Genomic DNA, 19,123 nt, shown 5'->3' with positions numbered 1-19,123 from the left:
GACACGCCCGCCGACCGCGACAGACACGAAAACGCGTGACACCAGGTCAGGAAGGCTGTACCGGGTCGCCGTCCGCCTCGTCGCCCAGGTCCAGCAGCCCGCGCGCGGCGGCGGCCACACCGGCCTGGAAGCGGCTGCCCGCGCCGAGCTCCTGCATGATGTCGGCGATGTGGCGCCGGGCGGTGCGCAGCGACATGCCCAGGCGCCGGGCGATGGCCTCGTCCTTCAGCCCGGCGGCGAGCAGCCGGATGATCGTCTCGTGGATCTCCCGGGCCACCTCCTCGAGCCCCTGGCCCGCGGCGGCCGAGAAGGGCGAGGCCAGGTCCCAGGTCTGGTCGAAGATGTTGCAGAGGTACGCGACGGTCGACGGCTCGCGGATGACCACGGCGCCCCAACTGCCGTCGGAGACCGGTATGAAGGCCAGTTCCCGGTCGAAGGCGATGAGCCGGCCGAACAGTTCGTGCGCGGTGCGGTACTGCGCCCCCAGGACGGAGGTGGCCGCGACGTACGCCTGGCTCGGCCCGTTGAAGCGGGCCGTGTGGTGGTAGAGGGTCCGGATCGAGATCCCCCGCTGGAGCATCGTCTCGTCCCGCCGCAACGCTTCCTGCATGGCCTCCGGCACCCTGCTGCCGCCGCCGGGCTGTGAGCTGAGCATCTCGGTCGTGCAGTTGAGGGAGGCCCTGTTGAGTGCCCCGCGCACGTCCTCCAGGCTCTCCAGGACCTCCAGCGACTCCCCCGTGGAGCGGCGGCCCAGGTAGTGCGGCAGGAAGCGACCCAGGTCCTCGCGGATCCCGCTGATCGCCCGCTGCTGCTCGCGGATCTGCGCCTCCATGGGCGCCACGAGTTGCTCGGCGGCGGTGTCCGGGGCCACCGCGAAGGCGACCGTCGGGTCGATCGGGCTCACGTGCAGCAGACGTGAGGCGCGCAGGCGTGAGACGCTGCGCCGGACCTCGTCCACCTCGCGCCCCGTACCGGCGGCCAGCGCGTCCACGTCCACCGTGCGGTGTTCGAGCACCCAGCCGTAGACATCGATGTCAACATCGGCGTTGTTCGGATCCGGCACCACATCAGATGTTTGCATTGCCCCACTTTGCCTTTTTCGCCCCTGGTCGCTTTACTGCCAGGCACTTTGGTGAGGTGCCCGCCCCCTGGCGTCAGGATAAGCAGGACGAAAGGCTGGACCCCACGAACAGCAGCGGGTGTCCGGCCACTTCAGGCCCCGGACGTCCGAAACGGTGCGATCACACCCAAAGTGATCGAACCGCCACCGAGGGTGCCGAACCCCGCCGCTGCCCTTCTCCTTCGATCCGGAATCCGGAGCCCCACATGCTGCACACCACGCTCACCGCCCGCGCACCGGAGCTGCCCGCCCTGACCCCCCGCGAGCAGGAGGTGCTCGCCTACCTCGCGCAGGGGGACACGTATCGGATGATCGCCTGCCGGATGGGTCTGAGCCCGCACACCGTCGACACCTACCTGCGCCGGCTGCGTAGCAAGACCGGTGCGGTGAACCGGACCCAGCTCACCCACATCGCCTTCCGGATGGGCTACTGAGCCTCGAACGTGCGCATCCGCCGCAGCGGGGAGCAGAGCAGGACCAGCGGGGCCGCCGACAGCGCGGCGGCGCACACCCACAGCGCGTCCCGCACACCCAGCAGTTGACCGAGAAGTCCCGCCAGCAGGCCGCTCAGGGGGAGTACGCCCCACACCAGGAAGCGCATGGTGGCGGTCATCCGGCCGAGCAGGTGCGGCGGGCAGACCGTCTGCCGGTAGGTGACCTGGCAGATGTTGTACAGGGTGACGCCGGCCGACTGGACGAGCGACCCGAGTACGAACAGGCCGATCCGCCAGTCCTTGTCGGCCAGTGGCAGCAGCAGCCCGAAGGGCATGGTCACCAGCAGGGACAGCCACGTGAGCCGGGCCGCGCCGACGGCCCGGGTCACCCGGTCCGCGGCGGTGGCCGCCAGCACCGAGCCGATCGTGGCCGTCGTCAGCACCCAGCCGATGGCCGCGGGCGGCAGCCCCACGGTCCGGGTCAGGAAGAGCACCTCGATGGCCATCACCGCGCTGAGGAACAGGTTCACGGCGGCCGTGTTCAGGGCGATGAGCCGCAGGATCCGGTGGCTCAGGACATAGCTCAACCCCTCACGGATGTCGCGCAGCAGGTGCCGGGGCGGCGCGGGTGCCGGCTTCTCCTCCCGGGCCGCGATGCGCCCCAGTAGGACCACGGAGACCAGGGAGGTGACGGCCTGGCCGGCCAGCGTGCCGGCCGCGCCCAGCAGTTGCACCAGGAAGCCGGCGATGCCGGGGCCCGCGAACTCGGCCCCCGAACGCACCGTCTCCAGCTTCGAGTTGCCCGCGATCAGGGTGTCCTTGCCGATGAGGGTCGGCAGATAGCTCTGATCTGCGACGTCACCGAACAGCCGGGCGCAGCCCAGCAGCAGGGCGACCACGTACAGCAGCGGCATCGAGTGCAGGTCCAGCAGGTAGGCCACCGGCAGTGCCGTCAGCAGGACGGCGCGCGCGAGGTCGGCGGCCATCATCACGTGCCGCTTGCGCATCCGGTCCACCCAGGCCCCGGCGGGCAGACCCAGCACCAGGAACGCGGCGTGTTCCGCGGCGGACAGCAGACCCGCCTGCATCGCCGAGGCGTCGAGGGTGAGCACCGCCATCAGCGGCAGGGCGACGTAGGTGATGCTGCCGCCCAGCTCGTTGCAGATGTGCGAGGACATGAAGAGACGGAAGTCCCGGCGCTGCCGGCGCTCCACGGCCTGACCTGTCTCGGTGGACTCGTCGGTGGTGACGGACACGGGTGTGTTCCTTGTCTGGTCGCGGACGGGGTCCGCGGGGTGCGGGTTCATCGGAGGGCGGGCGCGGGGAGCGCTTCGGGGTCGAGCTTGCCGCCCGGGGTACGGGGCAGCCGCTCCATCAGTGTCACCACGGCCGGTACGAGGTACCCGGGCATGGTGGCCAGAAGGTGACGGCGCAGTTCGTCCGCGGTGAGGTTGCTGCCGACCGTGACGGCGGCCCAGGCGGCGAGCTGCGGTCCGTCGGCGGCCGCGACGGCGCGGACGACCACGTCGACGACGTCGGGGTGGGCGGCCACGGCCGCCTCCACCTCCTTGAGTTCGACGCGGTGACCGCGGATCTTGACCTGGTCGTCGGCACGCCCGAGGAACACGAGCGGCCCGCCGGGGGTGCGGGTGACCCGGTCGCCCGTGCGGTACATGCGCTCGCCCGGTGTGTGGGCGAAGGGGTCGGCGACGAACCGCTCGGAGGTCAGGCCCGGCCGGCCGTGGTAGCCGCGTGCCAGGCAGGAACCGGCCAGGTACAGCTCGCCGGCGGCACCGGGGGGTGTCTCGCGCAGCTCCTCGTCGAGGACGTACGCCCGTACGCCGGCCAGGGGTTCGCCGAGCGGTATCAGCTCGTCGCCCCTGAAGCCGGACAGTTCGGCCGGTGCCGGTTCGTAGGAGGTGGCGGTGATCGTGGACTCGGTGAGGCCGTAGCAGCTGATCACCGGGGGGTGGCCGGCCGTCGTCCAGCGCGTGAGGTCCGCGGTGCGGCCCGCGTCGCTGCCGATCACCACGCGGCGCAGTGCGGACGGCAGCGGGCGGGGGGCGCGCTCCAGGTCCTTGGCCCACTGCGACCAGTACGGGGTGGGGAGGTTGACGACACTGACGTGCTCCGCGGCCAGGAACGGCTCCAGTTCGGCGGGCGAGAGGACGTTGTCCTCGACGAAGACGGCCGCGCCGCCGGTCAACCAGGTGGGCAGGGCCTCCTCCAGGCTGACGTCGAAGGCGGGGGCCGCGAACTGCAGGACCGCGTCCTGGTCGGTCAGCCCGTAGCGCTCGGCCAGGGTGGCGACCTGTGCGGCGAGTCCGGCGTGGCCGACCGCCACGGGCTTGGGCTGCCCGGTCGATCCGGAGGTGAAGAGCACGTAGGCGAGGGATCCCGGGGCGACATCGGTGGGCGGGGTCGCCGACGTGGGGGTCGTGGTCGTGGTGGACGCCCAGAACAGTTCGCTCCCGGTGCGGCGTTGCAGCAGCGCGGCGGCCTGGGTGTCCGGTGCGACCGCGTGCCGGGTGCCGGCGGCCCGCAGCAGGGTGCGCAGCCGCTCGTCCGGGGCGTCGAGGTCCACCAGGAGGGGGGCCGCGCCCGCGTACCAGATGCCCAGCAGCCCCACCGCCCAGTGGATGCCCCGGCGCACCCCCAGGAGCACGGTGTCCTCCGGTCCGGCGCCGGCGGCGCGCAGCTCCTCGGCCACCGCGCGCGCCCGCCGGTGGAACTGGCGGTACGTCAGCTCGCCCTCGGGTGCGCGGACCGCGGTGGCTTCGGGCGTGAGCGCGGCGCGCTGCGCGATGCGCAGGGGCACGGGGGTGGTCTCGGTCGGACTCATGGTGGTGGTGTCTCCTGGGGGTGCGGTCGGGCTCTTCGCGGCGCGGTCAGGCGTGATCAGGCCTGGTCATGCCTGGTCAGGCGTGATCAGTCCTGGTCGCGGGAGCGGGGGCGCAGCGCGGGGCGGGCGGGGGCGGGGGCAGTGGTGGCCTCGGCGAGGCGGGCGGCGATGCCCGCGGGGGTGGGCGTCTCGAAGAGGTCGCGAATGTTCAGCCGTACGCCGAGTTCGGTGCCGATGCGGCCGGCCAGCCGGGTCGCGAGGAGCGAGTGGCCGCCGTGGGCGAAGAAGTCGTCGTCCATGCCCGCCGCCTGGAGGCCGAGGACGGAGGCGAAGATCTCGCAGACGGTCTTCTCGGCAGGAGTGGCGGGCAGCCGTCCGGCCGGGCGGTGCACGGTCGCCGGGTCGGGCAGCGCCTTGCGGTCGAGCTTGCCGTTGACGGTGAGCGGGAAGTGCGGGAGGTGCAGGAACAGCGACGGGACCATGTAGTTGGGGAGGTTGCGGCCCAGCTCCGTGCGGACCTCCTCGGCGGTGGGGGTGCCGGTGAAGTAGCAGACGAGCCGCTGCTGGCCCGCGTGGTCCCGGTCGACGGCGACGACGGCCTCGCCGACGCCCGGGACGGCGCGCAGCGCGGTCTCCACCTCGCCGAGTTCGATGCGGTTGCCGCGGACCTTGACCTGGTGGTCCTGGCGGCCGAGGAAGTCGAGTTGGCCGTCGGCCCGCATCCGGGCGAGGTCGCCGGTGCGGTACATGCGGCTGCCGGGCAGGGCGGAGAACGGGTCGGGGACGTAGCGCTCGCTGGAGCGGCGCGGGTCGCGCAGGTATCCGGGGCCCACGCCGGTGCCGCCGATGAAGAGTTCGCCGGGCACGCCGGGGGGTACGGGGGCGAGCGCGGCGTCCAGCAGGTAGAGGGTGTTGTTGCGCAGCGGGCGGCCGACGGGCAGTCGGCCGTGTTCCAACTGGGCGTGGACGTCGGGGCCGATGAAGGCGTGGGTGTTGTCGTCGGAGCACTCGGTGAGGCCGTAGGCGTTGACGATCGCGGCCTGCGGGTGTCGCGCGTACCAGCGGGTGCACAGTTCGGGCGGCAGCACCTCGCCGTTGACGATGAACCAGCGCAGTTCGGGCAGGGCCGGCGGCAGTACGCCGGTGTCCCACAGGTCGACGGCGGCGCGGACGAAGGAGGGCACGGTCTCCAGGACGGTGATCCCCCGGCGGGCGGCGTCGTCGAAGAGGGCGGCCGGGTCGCGGGCGGTGTCCCGGGTCACCAGGTGGACCTGTCCGCCGGTGATCAGTGGGGCGAGCATCTGCCACACGGAGATGTCGAAGGTGAGCGGGGCGTTCATCACCACGCGGTCGCCGTCGCCGAGTCCGAGGTCCTCCACCTTGGCCAGGAGGTGGTTGTTCATGCCCCGGCGGTGGACCATGGCGCCCTTGGGCTTGCCGGTGGAGCCCGAGGTGAAGCAGACGTAGGCGAGGGCGTCGGGACCGCCGGCCGGCGCCGGGCGCTCGCCCGGGGCCGCGGCGGCCGCGTCGTCGATCACCAGGACGGGCAGGCCTCCGGGGACGGCGGCGGCGATCTCCTCGGCGCGGGCCCGCTGTTCGGGAGCGGCCAGCAGGCGGGCGATCCCGCCGCTCGTCAGGAGGTCGGCGGTACGGGTGACGGGTCCCTCGGGGTCGAGGGGGACGTAGGCCGCACCGGAGCCGAGGATGCCGAGCATCGCGACAGGGACGCGGGCGGTGGGCTCGCTGAGTACGGCGACCAGGTCGCCGGGACGTACCCCGTCGGCGAGCAGGGCGAGGGTGAGGGCGTCGGCGCGGGCCATGAGCTCCGCGTAGCCGACCTCTCGGCCGGTGTCGTCGGTGGTGGCGACGGCGTCGGGGCGGCGCTCGGCCTGCTGCCGGACGCGCTCGACGACCTCCGCGTAGTCCTCGTCGCGGGCGGTGTCGTTCCATTCGACCAGGACGCGGTGGCGTTCGGCGGGCGAGAGCAGGTCCACGGTGCCCACCGGGCACGAGGGGTCCTCGGCGACGGCTTCCAGGAGCCGGGCGAGGCGTTCGATCAGGGCCTGGGCGGTGTCGCGGTCGAAGACGTCGGGCCGGTAGTCGATCTGCAGCCGCAGTCGGTCGCCGGGGATGGCGGTCAGCGAGAGCGGGTAGTGGGCGGCGTCGTACGGGTCCACTCCGGTGACCTGGAGCCCGCCCGCGCCGAGGGCGGCCAGGCCGGCCGCGTCGACCGGGTAGTTCTGGAAGGCGACGCAGGAGTCGAAGAGTTCGCCCGCTCCCGCGAGCCGCTGGATCTCGACCAGGCCCAGGTGGTGGTGGTCGATCAGGCGCGCCTGCTCGTCCTGGAGCCGCTCGAACAGCGCGACGAGGGACTCGGTCGGGTCGATCCGCACGCGGACCGGCACGGTGTTGATGCACAGGCCCACGATGTCGGCGACGCCGGGCAGTTCGGGGTCGCGGCCGCTGACGATGGCGCCGAAGACCACGTCCTCGGAGCGGATCTGCCGGCCGAGCAGGAGCGCCCACGCGCCTTGGAGCAGGGTTCCGGAAGTGATCCGGTGGCCGCGGGCGAGGGCGCCGAGCCGTTCGGTCAGGGACTCGGGGAGGTACGTCTCCACGCGGTCGGGCAGGACCGAGCCGGGCGGCGGGGACACGGGCGCGGTACGGGTTCCGCCGGCCAGGCCGTCGAGGGCGCGGGCCCAGGCGTCCTGGGCGGCGGCCGTGTCGCGGCTGTGGAGCCGGCTCAGGAAGGCGGAGTACGGGGTGACGGGCCCCAGCGGGGCGTCGTCGGCGTGGTGCAGGGCGAGGAGTTCGCGGACCAGGACCGGCCAGGACCAGCCGTCCATCACGATGTGGTGGTAGGTCAGCAGCAGTCGGTGGGACAGCGGGCCGGTGCGGACGAGGGTGAAGCGCAGCAGCGGCGGCCGGGCCAGGTCGAAGCGGGTGGCCCGGTCCTCGGCGAGGAGGGTGTCGACGGCGGCGGTGCGCTCGCTCTCGCCGAGCCCGGACAGGTCCATCTCCTGCCAGGGAGCCCGTACGCCGCGCCGGACGACCTGGGCGGGTTCGCCGGTGGCGCGGCGCAGGAAGCCGGCGCGGAGGTTGGCGTGCCGTTCCAGGACGGTGTCGGCGGCGGCGCGCAGCCGGTCCGCGTCGAGGGGGCCGTCGAGGTCGAGGAGCAGCTGGGCCACGTAGACGTCGCGTTCCTCCTCGTCGAAGAGGGCGTGGAAGAGGATGCCGTCCTGGAGCGGGGAGAGCGGCAGGACGTCCTCGACCAGGGAGCGGGCGGCGGGGGCCGGGGTGGCGGCGGGGGTGGCGGCGGGGGCGGACGGCGGGTGGTTCACGGTGGTGTTCCTTCGGTGGTCAGACGGTCTGGGTGCGGCGGGCGCGGCGAATGATCGGCGGGTCCTCGTCACCGGCGCCGGCGGCCGCGGCGGCGGGCAGGGCGGCGGCCAGTTCGGCGACGGTGGGGCCGGTGAAGAACTGGCGCATGCCGACGGCACCGCCGAACCGGTCCCGGACCTCGGCGAGCAGCTGGGTGGCCAGCAGGGAGTGCCCGCCGAGGTCGAAGAAGCTGTCGTGGACGCCGATGTCCGGCACGCCCAGGACCTGCTCCCAGATCGCGCACAGGGCGCGCTCGTCGTCGGTGCGCGGCTCCTGCCGGACCCCCGCGATGCCGGCCGTCGCCGGGCCCGGCACGGGCAGCGCGGCCAGGTCGGTCTTTCCGTTCGCGGTCACGGGGAAGGCGTCGAGCAGGGTGAGGGTGGCGGGCACCATGTAGTCGGGCAGCCGGGCGCGCAGGTGCTCGCGCAGTTCCCCCGGATCGGGTGCGGGGGTTCCCTCGGCGGGGACGGCGTAGCCCGCGAGCGCGGGACCGGCGGCCGTGTCCACGACGGTGACCGCGGCCTGGCCCACCGCCGGGTGGCCGGCCAACACGTGCTCGATCTCGGCGGGTTCGATGCGCAGTCCGCGGATCTTCACCTGCCGGTCGGCGCGGCCGAGGTACGCGACCTGGCCGTCGGTGGTCCAACGGGCCAGGTCGCCGGTCCGGTACATCCGGGTGCCCGGAGGGCCGTACGGGCAGGCGACGAAGCGTTCGGCGGTCAGCGCGGCCCGGCCGAGGTAGCCCTGGGCGAGTCCGGCACCCGCGATGTAGAGCTCGCCGACGACGCCGGGCGCCACGAGGCCGAGCCGCTCGTCCAGGACGTGCAGCCGGGTGCCGTCGAGGGGGCGGCCGATCGGGACCTGCCCGACGGGGGCCTCCTGGCCCGGGCCGATCGCGAAGGTCGCCGCGAAGGTGGTGGTCTCGGTGGGTCCGTAGGCATTGGTGACGGTGGTGCGGGGACAGGCCTCGCGGACCCTGCGGACCATGGACGGCGAGGCGGCCTCACCACCGGTCATCACCTCGTGCAGCGTGCCGAGCGCGGGCAGGCAGCGGTCGGCGAGGACGTTGAAGAGGGTGGCGGTGAGGAAGGTCCCGGTGACCTTCTCCTCGGACATCAGCCGGGCCAGCGCGTCGACGTCGAGCTCGCCGGGCGGGGCGACGACGACCAGGCCGCCGTTCAGGAGCGGCACCCACATCTCGTAGGTGGAGGCGTCGAAGGCGTGCGGGGAGCGGAACAGCACCCGCTCGTGCGCGCCGCCGCACCAGCGCCGGTCGGTGGCGAGGGCGACGACCTCACGGTGGGAGACGGCCACGCCCTTGGGGGTGCCGGTGGAGCCGGAGGTGTACATCAGGTAGGCGAGCGCGTCGGCGTGCCCCTCCGACCCGTCCGCCGGGTCCCCTTCGGCGGGCCGGCCGTCCGGACGCAGGACGTGGCGCGGGCCCGCCGGTACGGGTGCGCCGTCCGGGACGTCGGTGACGAGGACGGCGGCCGCGGCCGCGGTGAGCACGGCCTCGGTACGGGCGCGCGGAGCCCGCGCGTCCAGCGGCAGGTAGGCGGCGCCCGCCTTGAGGATGCCGAGGCAGGCGGCGACCAGGTCGGCGGAGCGGTCCATCAGTACGGCCACGGACTCGCCCGGGCGGACGCCGAGGCCGCGTAGCCGTCCGGCGATCCGGTCGGCCCGGGCGTCGAGTTCGCCGTACGTGGTCTCCCGGCCGGCGCAGAGCACGGCGGGGCGGTCCGGGTGGGCGGCGGCCCGCTCCTCGAAGGCCCCGTGGACGGTACGGGCGTCCGGGGCGACGGGTGCGCCCTGCCAGTGCTCCAGGAGGTCGGCGCGCTCCCCGGGCAGCAGGACGTCGAGTGCGGACAGCGGGACGCCCGGCTCTCGGACGACGGCTCCGATGAGGTGGACGAGGCGGTCCAGCAGCCGCCGGGCCGTGGTCCCGTCGAACAGGTCGCTCGCGTATTCCAGGCCGAGGGCCAGGCCCAGGGGCTGCCCGGTGGCCGGGTCGTGGACCTCCTCGACCTCCAGGGTGAGGTCGAACTTGGCGGTATCGGTGCGTACCGCCTCCACCTCGACCCGCAGGCCCGTGAAGGCGGGGGTCAGGGGCTCGGTGCGCTGGGCGGAGACGGCGACCTGGAAGAGCGGGTGACGGGCGGGCGAGCGGGCCGGGTTGAGTCGCTCGACCAGCGACTCGAAGGGCAGTTCCTGGTGGGCGTACGTATCCAGCGCGGCGGTGCGCACCCGGCCCAGCACCTCCGTGAAGGTGGGGTCGCCCGAGGTGTCGGCACGCACGATCAGGGTGTTGACGAAGAGACCCACGAGGTCGGTGAGCGCTTCGTCCTCACGGCCGTCGACGGGGCAGCCGAGCGGCAGGTCGGTGCCGGCGCCCAGCCGGGTGAGCAGGACCGCGAAGGCGGCCTGGACGGCCATGAACGGGGTGGCGCGGGCGCCTTGGGCCAGCGCGGCCAGTCCCGCGTGGACGGCCGCATCGGTCCGCGCCTCCACCAGTGTGCCCCGGTGGCCGGCCACGGCGGGGCGCGGCCGGTCGGCGGGCAGGGCCAGTTCCTCGGGCAGGCCGTCGAGGACGGCCGTCCAGTGGGTGAGCAGCGTGCCGTGCAGGGAGGCGGGGTCCTGGGCCGGGCCGAGGAGTTCGCGCTGCCACAGGGCGTAGTCCGGGTACTGGACGGGCAGTTCGGGCCACTCGGCCGGCCGGCCGGCGCACCGGGCGGTGTAGGCGGCGGCGAGGTCGCGGACGAGGATGTTCACGGAGTGCCCGTCGCCCGCGATGTGGTGCAGGACCAGGAGCAGGTAGTGGTCCTCGGCGCCGTCGGTGAACAGGTGGGCGCGCAGCGGTGGTTCGGTGCCCAGGTCGAAGGGCCGGGACGAGGCCTCCTCGGCCCGCCGGGCGCGTTCGGCGGGCGGACCTTCGACGACCGCGAGCACCGGTACGGCGTCCGCGGGGGCCAGGACCCGCTGGTGGGGGCGGCCCGCCTCGTCGGGGAAGACGGTGCGCAGCGCCTCGTGGCGGCCGCTCAGGTCCGCGAGCGCGGCACGCAGGGCGGGGCGGTCGAGGGTGCCGCGCAGCCGTAGTCCGACGGGGATGTGGTAGAGCGCGCCGTCGGCGCTGTCCCGGGCGTGGAACCACAGCCGCTGCTGGGCATGGGACAGAGGGATCACAGCAGGGCTCCGAGCTGGGATTCGAAGGTGTCGAGGTCGGCCTGGCTGACCTGGGCCAGGGGCACGTCGGAGGGGGTCAGCCCGCCGGCGTCCGGGCGGGCGGCGTGGGTGACGACGGCGCGCAGCATGGTGAACCACTCCTGCGCGAGGTCGTGGACCCACCGCCCGGGGAAGGCGTTGCCCGCCCAGGTCCAGGTGGCGCTGAGGGTGAGGCCGTCCGGGCCTTCGTGGGCGGCCGCGTTGACCTCCACGGCGTGGGCCATGGGCAGGCCTTCGTCGGCGTCGTCGAGGGCGAAGTCGTGGCCGGGCGCGGCGTCCCAGGGGGCTTCGCCGCCCATCGGGAACCGGCCGAGGTAGTTGAAGCCGATCTGGGGGATGCCGCGGGCGGCGAGCTCCGGCCCGGTGCGGGAGTTGAGGTGGCGCAGCAGCCCGAAGCCGATGCCCTTGTCGGGTACGGCGCGCAGTTCCTCCTTGACCAGCCGTAGGGCGGCGCCGACCGCGGGTCCGCCCGCCCGGGCCTCGTCGAGGTCCGGGCGGCCGAGGGCGAGGCGGACGGGGAACACGGTGGTGAACCAGCCGACGGTGCGGGACAGGTCCGTGCCGTCGGCGATGTCCTCCCGGCCGTGGCCCTCGACGTCGATGAGCACGGCGCCCTCCTCGTCCGTCCCGTCCGCGTCGTCGGCGCCGCGCCGGCCGAGCACGGCGAGAGCCAGGGCGGTCAGCAGCACGTCGTTGACGGTGCCGTTGACGAGGCCGGGCGCGGTGGTGAGGAGGGGGCCCGTCACGTCCGGCCCGAGGGTCAGGGTGAGGGTGTTCTCCGGGCTCTCGGGGTCGAGGCCGCCGGGCGCGCGGACCCCGGCGAGGGCCTGCGGGGCCTCGCGCAGGGCGGCGGCCCAGCGGTCGGCCTCGGTGGTCCGGCGGCCGGAGGTGGCCTCCGCGCGCAGCAGGTCGGCCCAGTGCGCGAAGGGGGTCGCCGCCGGTTCCAGGACGGGCTCGCGGCCCTCGCCGAGGGCCGTCCAGCAGCTGCGCAGGTCGTCCTGGAGGATCCGCCAGGAGACGCCGTCGACCACGAGGTGGTGGACGACGAGCGCGAGCCGTCCCTGGTGTCCGGCGCCCCGGTCCAGGAGCACGGCGCGCAGCATGTGGCCGTCGCGGGGCGAGAGCAGCCGCCGCGCGGCCCGCATCCGCTCGCGGGTCAGGGCGGGGAGTTCCGCCTCGCCCGTCGCGCGGGCGTCCACGTGCTCCAGCAGGTCCGCCGCGTCGACGGAGCCCGCGGGCGGTACGACCGGATCGGTGCCGGTGGCACCGATCCCGTCGGGCAGCCGCAGTCGGAGCATCTCGTGGGTGTCCAGGAGGGCCTGGACGGTGCGTTCGGCGGCGGCCGCCCCGAAGCCCGGCGGGGTGCGCAGGACGAGCGACTGGTTGTACGTGTCGACGGGACCCCCGAGTTCGGCGAGCCAGCCCATGATCGGGGTGGGTGCGAGCGGACCCAGCCGGCGCGGGGGCGTGGTCGGTCCGGCTCCCTCGCGCACCCGGCCCTGGGCGCGGGCGGTGGCGGCGAGCGCGCTCACGCTCTCCGCGCGGAGCACGTCGCGGGTGCTGACCACCAGGCCGGCCGCACGGGCCCGGCTGACGACCTGGATCGCCTGGATGCTGTCCCCGCCCAGCCCGGTGAAGCTGTGGCCCGCGTCGACCTCGGCGCGGCCGAGGATCTCGGCGAAGAGGGTGCGCAGGATCCGTACGGGGTCGGGTCCGGCCGGGTGCTCGGTGCGGTGGACGGGCTCAGCCACGGGGGGCGTTCCCGGCGAGGGCGGCCACCAGGGAGGCGGGGCGCATGTCGGTCCAGACCCGCTCGACGTGGTCCAGGCAGGCCTGGCGGCCGTCGGGGCCGTGCACGACGGTCCAACCGGCCGGGACCGGGTTGGTGGCGGGCCACAGGGAGTGCTGGAGCTCGTCGTTGCGGACCACGACGTAGGAGGCGTTGTCGTTCTCGAAGGGGTTGCTCATGGCGGTTCACCTTTCGGGTCGGGTGCGGTCGTACGGGTCGTACGGCGCGTCGTCGGAACAGGTACGGCGGAGGATCGGGAGCGGCGAGGATCGGGGCGGCGCAGGATCGGGGCGGCGCAGGATCGGGGCGGCGCAGGATCGGGGCGGCGCAGGATCAGGAGCGGGGCGCGGCCTCGATGTCGAGGCGGACCAGGGCGCGCGCCGCGTCGAGGGCGGCGTGCACACCCGCGGGCTGGGCATGGCGGGCGATCACGTGCCCGAGCCGGTCGGAGGCGCTGCGGGGCCTGCGGACGGGCGTGCCGGGCGCGGCGGTGACCAGCACCGACTCGACCCCGTCGACGGCTGCCGCGGTCTCGGTGCCCTGGGCGGCGGTGAGGGTGCCGTCGGCGTCGGCGAGGAGGAACTGGATCCCGGCGTGGCCGGTCTCCTCGGCCTTGAGGTGCGCGGGCAGGCCGAGGGCGGCGCGCAGTTGCGCGTCGAGGAGGTCCACGCCGGTGGCGAGCCGGATCAGCTCGGGGATCATGCCGCCGGCCGGGCGCGGGTTGATCTCGACGAGGGCGGGCCCGTCGGCGGTCAGTTTGACCTCGGTGTGGGTGGCGCCCAGCCGGATCCCGGCCGCGTCCAGGGCCGCCGTCACGGTGTCGGTGATCAGCTGGGCGGTGGCGGCGGGCAGCGGGGCGGGGAAGATGTGGCGGTGCTCGACGAAGTGCGGGCCGGTGGTCACGGACTTGGCGGTGATGCCGACGCAGACGGCCTGCCCCTCCCCGCCGAACATCTCGACGCTGTACTCCGGCCCGTCCAGGTACTCCTCGACGAGGGCGGTGCGGGCGGTGGGCATGCCCCGCACGTTGGTGTCGATGGCGAGGATCCGCGCGATCTGGGCGCGGACCTCGGCCTCGTCGGCGCAGAGCAGGACGTTGGTGGAGCCGGAGTCGTCGGCCGGCTTGACCACGCAGGGCAGTCCGGTGCGGGCGACGGCGGCCGCGGCCTCGGCCGGCTCGCGGACCGGCACGTAGCGGGGCTGGCGGACCCCCGCCTCCCGCAGCCTCTCGCGCAGCGCGGACTTGTCGCGGCAGAGGGCCACCGCCTCGGGCGGGTTGCCGGGCAGGCCGAGCCAGCGGGCGACGCGGGCGGCGGCCGGTACGTAGAAGTCGCTGGTGGTGGTGACCCCGGCGATCTCCTCGCGGCGGAACCGCTCCTGCACGGCGGCGCGCAGGGCGGAGTCGGAGTTGGTGTCGCAGCGCACCACCTCGGTGCCGGTCTCCGCGAGGCCCCGGTAGCGGTCGGGGTCGCCGGTCAGCAGGACCGGTACGGTGCCCAGTTCGCGTGCCCGGTCCAGGGCGAGCATGCCGGTGCCGGTGGTGTTGGACTCCACGAACAGCAGGTGCCGTTCGATCCCGGCGGGCGGGCTGTAGGCGAGGCTGGACCAGGTGCGGGCGGTCCCGTCGGCGCCGAGGGCGGCCGGCGCGGTGGCGGTGGGCACCTCGCGCAGCCGGTGCGCGTCCCAGTGCTCGTCGTTGTAGACGGTGTCGGCGTAGCGGTCGCCGCGGTCGGGCAGGATGCCGACGATCCTGGTCCCGGGCTCGGCGCGGTCGGCGAGGCCGGTGAGGACCCGGTAGACGGAGCCGGAGGTGTTGCCGCCGAAGATCTGCTGCTCGCGGGCGAGGTCCCAGGTCGCGGCGAAGGCCTCGTGGTCGTTGAGCCAGTGCACCTCGTCGATGAGGGTGCGGTCCAGGTTCTTGGGCAGGAGGCTGTTGCCCAGCCCGCTCTGCAGCCGCTGCGGTACGTCGGGCTGGCCGAAGAGGGCGCTGCCGACGCAGTCGACGCCGACGACGTGCAGCGCGGGCAGGCTCTCGCGCAGCGCCCGGGAGGTGCCGCACAGGGATCCGCCGCTGCCGACGGCTCCGACGAGGGTGTCGAACCGACCGAGGTCCGCGAGGAGTTCACCGGCGAGGGTGCGGTAGGCGCCGGGGTTGTCGGGGTTGGTGTACTGCTGTGGCCAGAAGGCACCCGGCAGTTCGTCCAGCAGCTCCGCGAGCCGCTCCAGGCGGGCGCTCTGCCAGCCGTGGCTGGTCATGGCCTCGACGACGTGCACCCGGCAGCCCAGGGCGCGGAGTTTGGCGAGGGTGACGGGGTCGATGCGCGGGTCGGTGACGATGTGCACCTCGTGGCCGAGCGAGCGGCCGACGAGGGCGACGCCGAGGGCCATCGTCCCGGAGGAGCTCTCGATGACGGGCGCGTCCGGCTTCAGGGTGCCCAGCCGCCTGGCCTCCAGCAGGATGTTGCGGGCGACGCGGTCCTTCATCGCGAAGAGGTTCTGCAGTTCCAGCTTGGCGTAGACCTCCACGCCGCGGGCCTCGCCCAGACGCAGCCGGACCAGTGGGGTCCCGCCGATCGCGTCCGTCACGGTGTCGAACAGCATGCTCAGATCTCCAGCTCGGTGGGGTGGGCGGGCGGGCCTTGCGGGCTCCAGCTGTCGTCGGCGCCGAGGGAGCGGTGCACGGACACCTCTCCGCCGAGAGCGGCGCAGCCGGCCCGGATGTGCTCGGTCTTGCCGGCGAGGGCGGGATCGTTCGCCTCCAGGAGGACGCCGAGCATGGTGCCGCTGTGGGCGAGGACCAGGCCCAGCCCGTCGACCTCGCGGCACAGTGCGTGCAGTTCCGCGAATCCGGCACGTCGGCGGCGGTGGGCGTTCATCTCGGCGCTGCGGGTGGCGACGGCGCCGACCTCGGCGAGGTCGCCGCGGGCCACGGCGTCGGTGAGCCGGTCCAGCAGGCGTGCGTACTCCTGCCGGTCGGCGGCGCCGATGGCCCGGGCGACCCGGTTGTGCGCGACGGTGTCGACCTGGCCGCCCTCGTCGTGGGCGACCACGGTGAGGGGCGGCAGTACGCCGAGCCGGCGGCCGAGGCGCACCTCGCGGTGGTGGAAGGCGACGATCTCGTCGTACATGACCCCGTCGGCCGGTTCGATGCCGCGCAGGAAGTCCTCCGTCTCGGCCGGGGTGAAGGCGCGCCCGTGGGCGGCCCCGACGGCCCGTACGGTGGCGACCAGGTCCGCGGAGGAGCTGGCGAGGCCCTTGCCCTCGGGGAGGTCCCCGGCGACCTCCAGGAGACCGCCGTCCGTCGTGCCGAGGGCGGCCAGGACGGCCTCGGCGACGCGACGGGACTTGGCCTTGTGGGCCGGGTGGACCTGGACCTCGCGGCGGCCGGGCTCGGGACGGAACACGGCGGTGGCCCAGCGGGCGAGGGGGAAGGTGACCAGGAAGTCCCCCTGCGGGTGGGGCAGGGCGCCCTGGAGCAGTTCGCCGAAGGTGCCGAAGGCACTGCCGGAGCCGGGTCCGACGGGGGCGGCGGTCGCCGCCGCGACGCTGTCAGTGGGCGTGCTGTACGTGGGTGCGGGTGCCATCGCCGTCCTCCTCCTGATTCGTGTCGCCGGTCGCTCCGTACAGGGCGCGGTCGCCCTCCTCGGCGCCCGCGCGGAGCGTGGCGGCGCGCACCCGCCAGTCGGCGCGCAGCTGTTCGTACGTCTCCCGCTGGGTGCGCAGGACCGCGCGGACGGCGTCGGGGCGGGCCGATCCGGCGGACACCATGCGCTCCAGGCCACGGTCGACGTCGAAGGCCTCGGCGAGGAGCCGGGCGGGGTCGGCGAGGGTGATGCCGTGTCCGGCGGCCGCCTCGGCCAGCAGGGCGGGTTCGCCCGGGGCGGGGGCGGCGCCCGCCGTCGCGGCGAGCACGACGTACTTCCCGGCGACGACCTGGGCGGTGCGCCAGGGCACCCCTTCGGTGAGGCAGAGGGCGTTGGCGAGGCTGAACCCGCCGAGGAACTCGCGCTCGCACACCTGGCGCATGCGGTCGGCGCGGAAGGTCAGTCTGCGCAGCACCTCGGTGAGGAGGCGGACGGTGCCGTGGGCCGAGTCGAAGGCGTGCAGCAGGTGGGTGCCGGCCTCCTTGGACACCTCGACGAGGTTGCAGAAGGGGGTGTTGCGCTGGCCCAGGAGCACGTCGACGTGGAAGGCGGTCAGGTGGGCGGTGCGCCCCCGGATGCGCTCCAGGACCGGGTAGTTCTTCTTCTGCGGCATGGCGGAGGAGATGCCGGACAGTTCGTCGGGCAGTTCGATGAACCCGTACTCGCTGCCGCCCCAGGTGAGCAGGTCGGTGGTGAAGCGGCTCAGCGCGGTGCCCAGCAGGCTGAGCTCGGCGGTCAGTTCGGCGCTCCAGCGGCGCGAGGCCACGGCGGTCAGGGCGTGGGGCTGCGGCCGGGAGAACCCGAGCAGCCGGGCCATCCGATCGCGGTCCCAGGGCAGTTCCTGTCCGGCCATGGCGCCGGCGCCCAGCGGACAGGTGTCGATGCCGTCGTACGCGTTCAGCAGCCTGGCGTGGGTGTGCAGCAGGTGTTCGGAGAGCGCGGCGAGGTGGAAGCCCGGGGTGATGATCTGGGCGGCCTGGAAGTGGGTGTACCCCGGCATCGGCAGGTCACAGGTGCGCTGGGCCAACTCGTGCACGACCTCTCCGAGTTCGAGGAGCGCGTCGGCGAAGCGGGCGAGCTGGTCGCGGCCGTACATCACCTGGGCGCAGGCCTGGAGGTCGTTGCGGCTGCGGTCGGCGTGCCAGCGCGTGACCGGGGCGGGCAGGCCCGCCTCCACGTGCCGTTCGAGGGCGAAGGCGATGTCCGACATGTTGGCGCCGGGCTGCGCGCTGAGGGTGTCGGGCCCGACGGAGTCCAGCAGGGCGGCGATCCGGTGGGCCTCCTCGGCGGTGATCAGGTCCATGCGGACGTACTCGGCGGCCAGGGTCTTCTCGATGGCGACGTAGTGGCGCAGCAGGTGGCGGGACTCGAACCCGAACTGCGGGGCGAGCACTTCATCGTGGAGGAGTTCGGCGGGACCGCCGCGGATCCGGCCGCTCAGCTCGGGGGCGGGCCCCGGGGTGTCACTCGTCACGTGGTGTGTTCCGTTCCTGTTCTGGTGCGGGGCGCGGGGGCGTGCCGGGGCACGCCTCGTCGGCGCGCGGCGCGCGAAGGGCTGGGGCGGGGTGGAAGGGGCGGGGGGGCCCCCGGGGGGCCCCCCCCCGCAGGGTTATGCCCCGACGAGTACCGAGCCGTCCGCGCCCAGTGCCTCGCGCAGGATGCGGGCCTGTTCGACCTTGTTGTCCGTGGCGAGCAGCGCGGAGAGGACCGCGATGCGGGCCTGGCCGGCGCGCAGGGTTCCGGTCGGGACGGCTCCGGCGGCCACGAGGTCGACCGCGCCGCCGTGCGTGTAGATCTCGGTGACCGGTCCGGCCATGACCCGGGTGGTCAGTGCGACGAGGACCCCGCGGCCCACGGCGGCCCGGACGGCCTCCACGATCTCCGGGGTGGCGTTGCCGGCGCCGGTGCCGACGAGGACGATGCCGCGCGCGCCCGCCTCGACGGCGGCGTTCAACAGGACCGGGTCGCCGTCGGCGTGGTGCACCACCACGTCCACGCGCGGCGGGAGTTCGGGCATGGCGGGCAGCGGGAGCGGAGCCGGGCGCTGCGGGGTGCGCAGGATGGTGACCTTGCCGAAGCCGATCTTCCCGAAGAGTTCCTTCGAGGGGTCGGCGAACGCGTCCAGCTCCACGGCCTGGGTCTTCACCGTGCCGCGGGCGGCGTGCACCCGTCCGGCGAATGCGATGAGCACGCCGAGCCCGCGCGTGTTCGCGGCGGTGAGCAGGGCGTCGTAGAGGTTCCCCGGGCCGTCCCCGTCGGCGGTGCCCATGGGGCGCTGCGAGCCGGTGAAGACCACCGGGCGCGGGTCGTGGTGGTGGAGGTCGAGGAGGAACGCCGACTCCTCGAGGGTGTCGGTGCCGTGCGTGACGACGATGCCGTCGACGCCGGGGTCGGCGAGCACCTCGTGGACGGTGCGGAGCAGGGTGAGCTGGTGTGCGGTGGTGAGACGCGGGCTGTTCACGCTGAACAGGTCGACCAGTTCGACGGTGACGCCCTCGGGCAGTGGTGCGGTGGCGATCACCTCGTTCCCGTCGGCGTCCGCTGCGAAGCCGGAACCCTGCCAGCGGCTGGCTATCGTCCCGCCGGTGCTGATCACGACGATCCGTCCCATCGGCCGTGGCCGCCCTTCACTCGTGTCACTCGTGTCACTAGTACGTCACTCGTACATATGTACTCAAAGCAGCAATGATAGAG

General features: G+C 74.1%; 12 protein-coding genes. 1 reads left to right on the top strand and 11 read right to left on the bottom strand.

The window, feature by feature from the left end; all coding sequences use genetic code 11:
• Positions 1-46: 46 nt before the first annotated feature.
• Positions 47-1,081 carry a response regulator transcription factor gene (locus tag ACGFYY_RS30395; protein WP_393714270.1) on the bottom strand — a complete coding sequence of 345 codons (1,035 nt, stop codon included), beginning with the start codon at positions 1,079-1,081 and terminating at the stop codon, positions 47-49.
• Positions 1,082-1,326: 245 nt separating this feature from the next.
• Between ACGFYY_RS30395 and ACGFYY_RS30390 the strand changes: the two genes are divergently transcribed.
• On the top strand, positions 1,327-1,554 hold the full coding sequence (locus tag ACGFYY_RS30390; RefSeq protein WP_030716619.1) for a response regulator transcription factor: 228 nt from the start codon (positions 1,327-1,329) through the stop codon (positions 1,552-1,554).
• On the opposite strand, the gene ACGFYY_RS30385 is transcribed toward ACGFYY_RS30390, so the two are convergent.
• From ACGFYY_RS30385 to ACGFYY_RS30340, 10 genes are all read right to left on the bottom strand, one after another.
• A complete protein-coding gene (locus ACGFYY_RS30385; protein ID WP_393714268.1) occupies positions 1,548-2,810 on the bottom strand; it encodes an MFS transporter in 1,263 nt (420 codons plus the stop codon). The two genes, ACGFYY_RS30390 and ACGFYY_RS30385, sit on opposite strands and share 7 nt — an antisense overlap.
• Positions 2,811-2,857: 47 nt before the next feature.
• Entirely contained in the window at positions 2,858-4,396 is a 1,539-nt protein-coding gene (locus tag ACGFYY_RS30380) for an amino acid adenylation domain-containing protein (protein ID WP_393714266.1), read from the bottom strand.
• Between the two features lie 86 nt (positions 4,397-4,482).
• Positions 4,483-7,737, bottom strand: coding sequence for an amino acid adenylation domain-containing protein (locus ACGFYY_RS30375; protein WP_393714264.1), 3,255 nt, complete (start codon positions 7,735-7,737; stop codon positions 4,483-4,485).
• Positions 7,738-7,756: 19 nt separating this feature from the next.
• Positions 7,757-10,957 carry an amino acid adenylation domain-containing protein gene (locus ACGFYY_RS30370; protein WP_393714262.1) on the bottom strand — a complete coding sequence of 1,067 codons (3,201 nt, stop codon included), beginning with the start codon at positions 10,955-10,957 and terminating at the stop codon, positions 7,757-7,759.
• Positions 10,954-12,747: a condensation domain-containing protein gene (locus tag ACGFYY_RS30365; protein WP_393714260.1), complete on the bottom strand. Its 1,794-nt coding sequence runs from the start codon at positions 12,745-12,747 to the stop codon at positions 10,954-10,956. Before ACGFYY_RS30365 ends, ACGFYY_RS30370 begins: the two co-directional genes overlap by 4 nt.
• The gene (locus ACGFYY_RS30360; protein ID WP_365266837.1) at positions 12,740-12,964 is read right to left on the bottom strand and encodes an MbtH family protein; all 225 of its coding nucleotides are present in this window, start codon (positions 12,962-12,964) and stop codon (positions 12,740-12,742) included. Before ACGFYY_RS30360 ends, ACGFYY_RS30365 begins: the two co-directional genes overlap by 8 nt.
• A 154-nt stretch (positions 12,965-13,118) precedes the next feature.
• Positions 13,119-15,386: a pyridoxal-phosphate dependent enzyme gene (locus ACGFYY_RS30355; protein ID WP_393714258.1), complete on the bottom strand. Its 2,268-nt coding sequence runs from the start codon at positions 15,384-15,386 to the stop codon at positions 13,119-13,121.
• A 2-nt stretch (positions 15,387-15,388) separates the two neighbouring features.
• A complete protein-coding gene (locus tag ACGFYY_RS30350) occupies positions 15,389-16,369 on the bottom strand; it encodes a kinase (RefSeq protein ID WP_393714256.1) in 981 nt (326 codons plus the stop codon).
• Positions 16,335-17,903 carry an argininosuccinate lyase gene (locus ACGFYY_RS30345; RefSeq protein WP_393714254.1) on the bottom strand — a complete coding sequence of 523 codons (1,569 nt, stop codon included), beginning with the start codon at positions 17,901-17,903 and terminating at the stop codon, positions 16,335-16,337. Before ACGFYY_RS30345 ends, ACGFYY_RS30350 begins: the two co-directional genes overlap by 35 nt.
• A 135-nt stretch (positions 17,904-18,038) precedes the next feature.
• Positions 18,039-19,040 carry an asparaginase gene (locus ACGFYY_RS30340; RefSeq protein WP_365280135.1) on the bottom strand — a complete coding sequence of 334 codons (1,002 nt, stop codon included), beginning with the start codon at positions 19,038-19,040 and terminating at the stop codon, positions 18,039-18,041.
• Between the last annotated feature and the right edge of the window lie 83 nt (positions 19,041-19,123).

Source organism: Streptomyces sp. NPDC048331, from assembly GCF_043201215.1.
Lineage (GTDB): Bacteria > Actinomycetota > Actinomycetes > Streptomycetales > Streptomycetaceae > Streptomyces.
The sequence above is the reverse complement of the archived record's forward strand: the minus strand, read 5'-3'. Positions and strand labels throughout refer to the sequence as shown.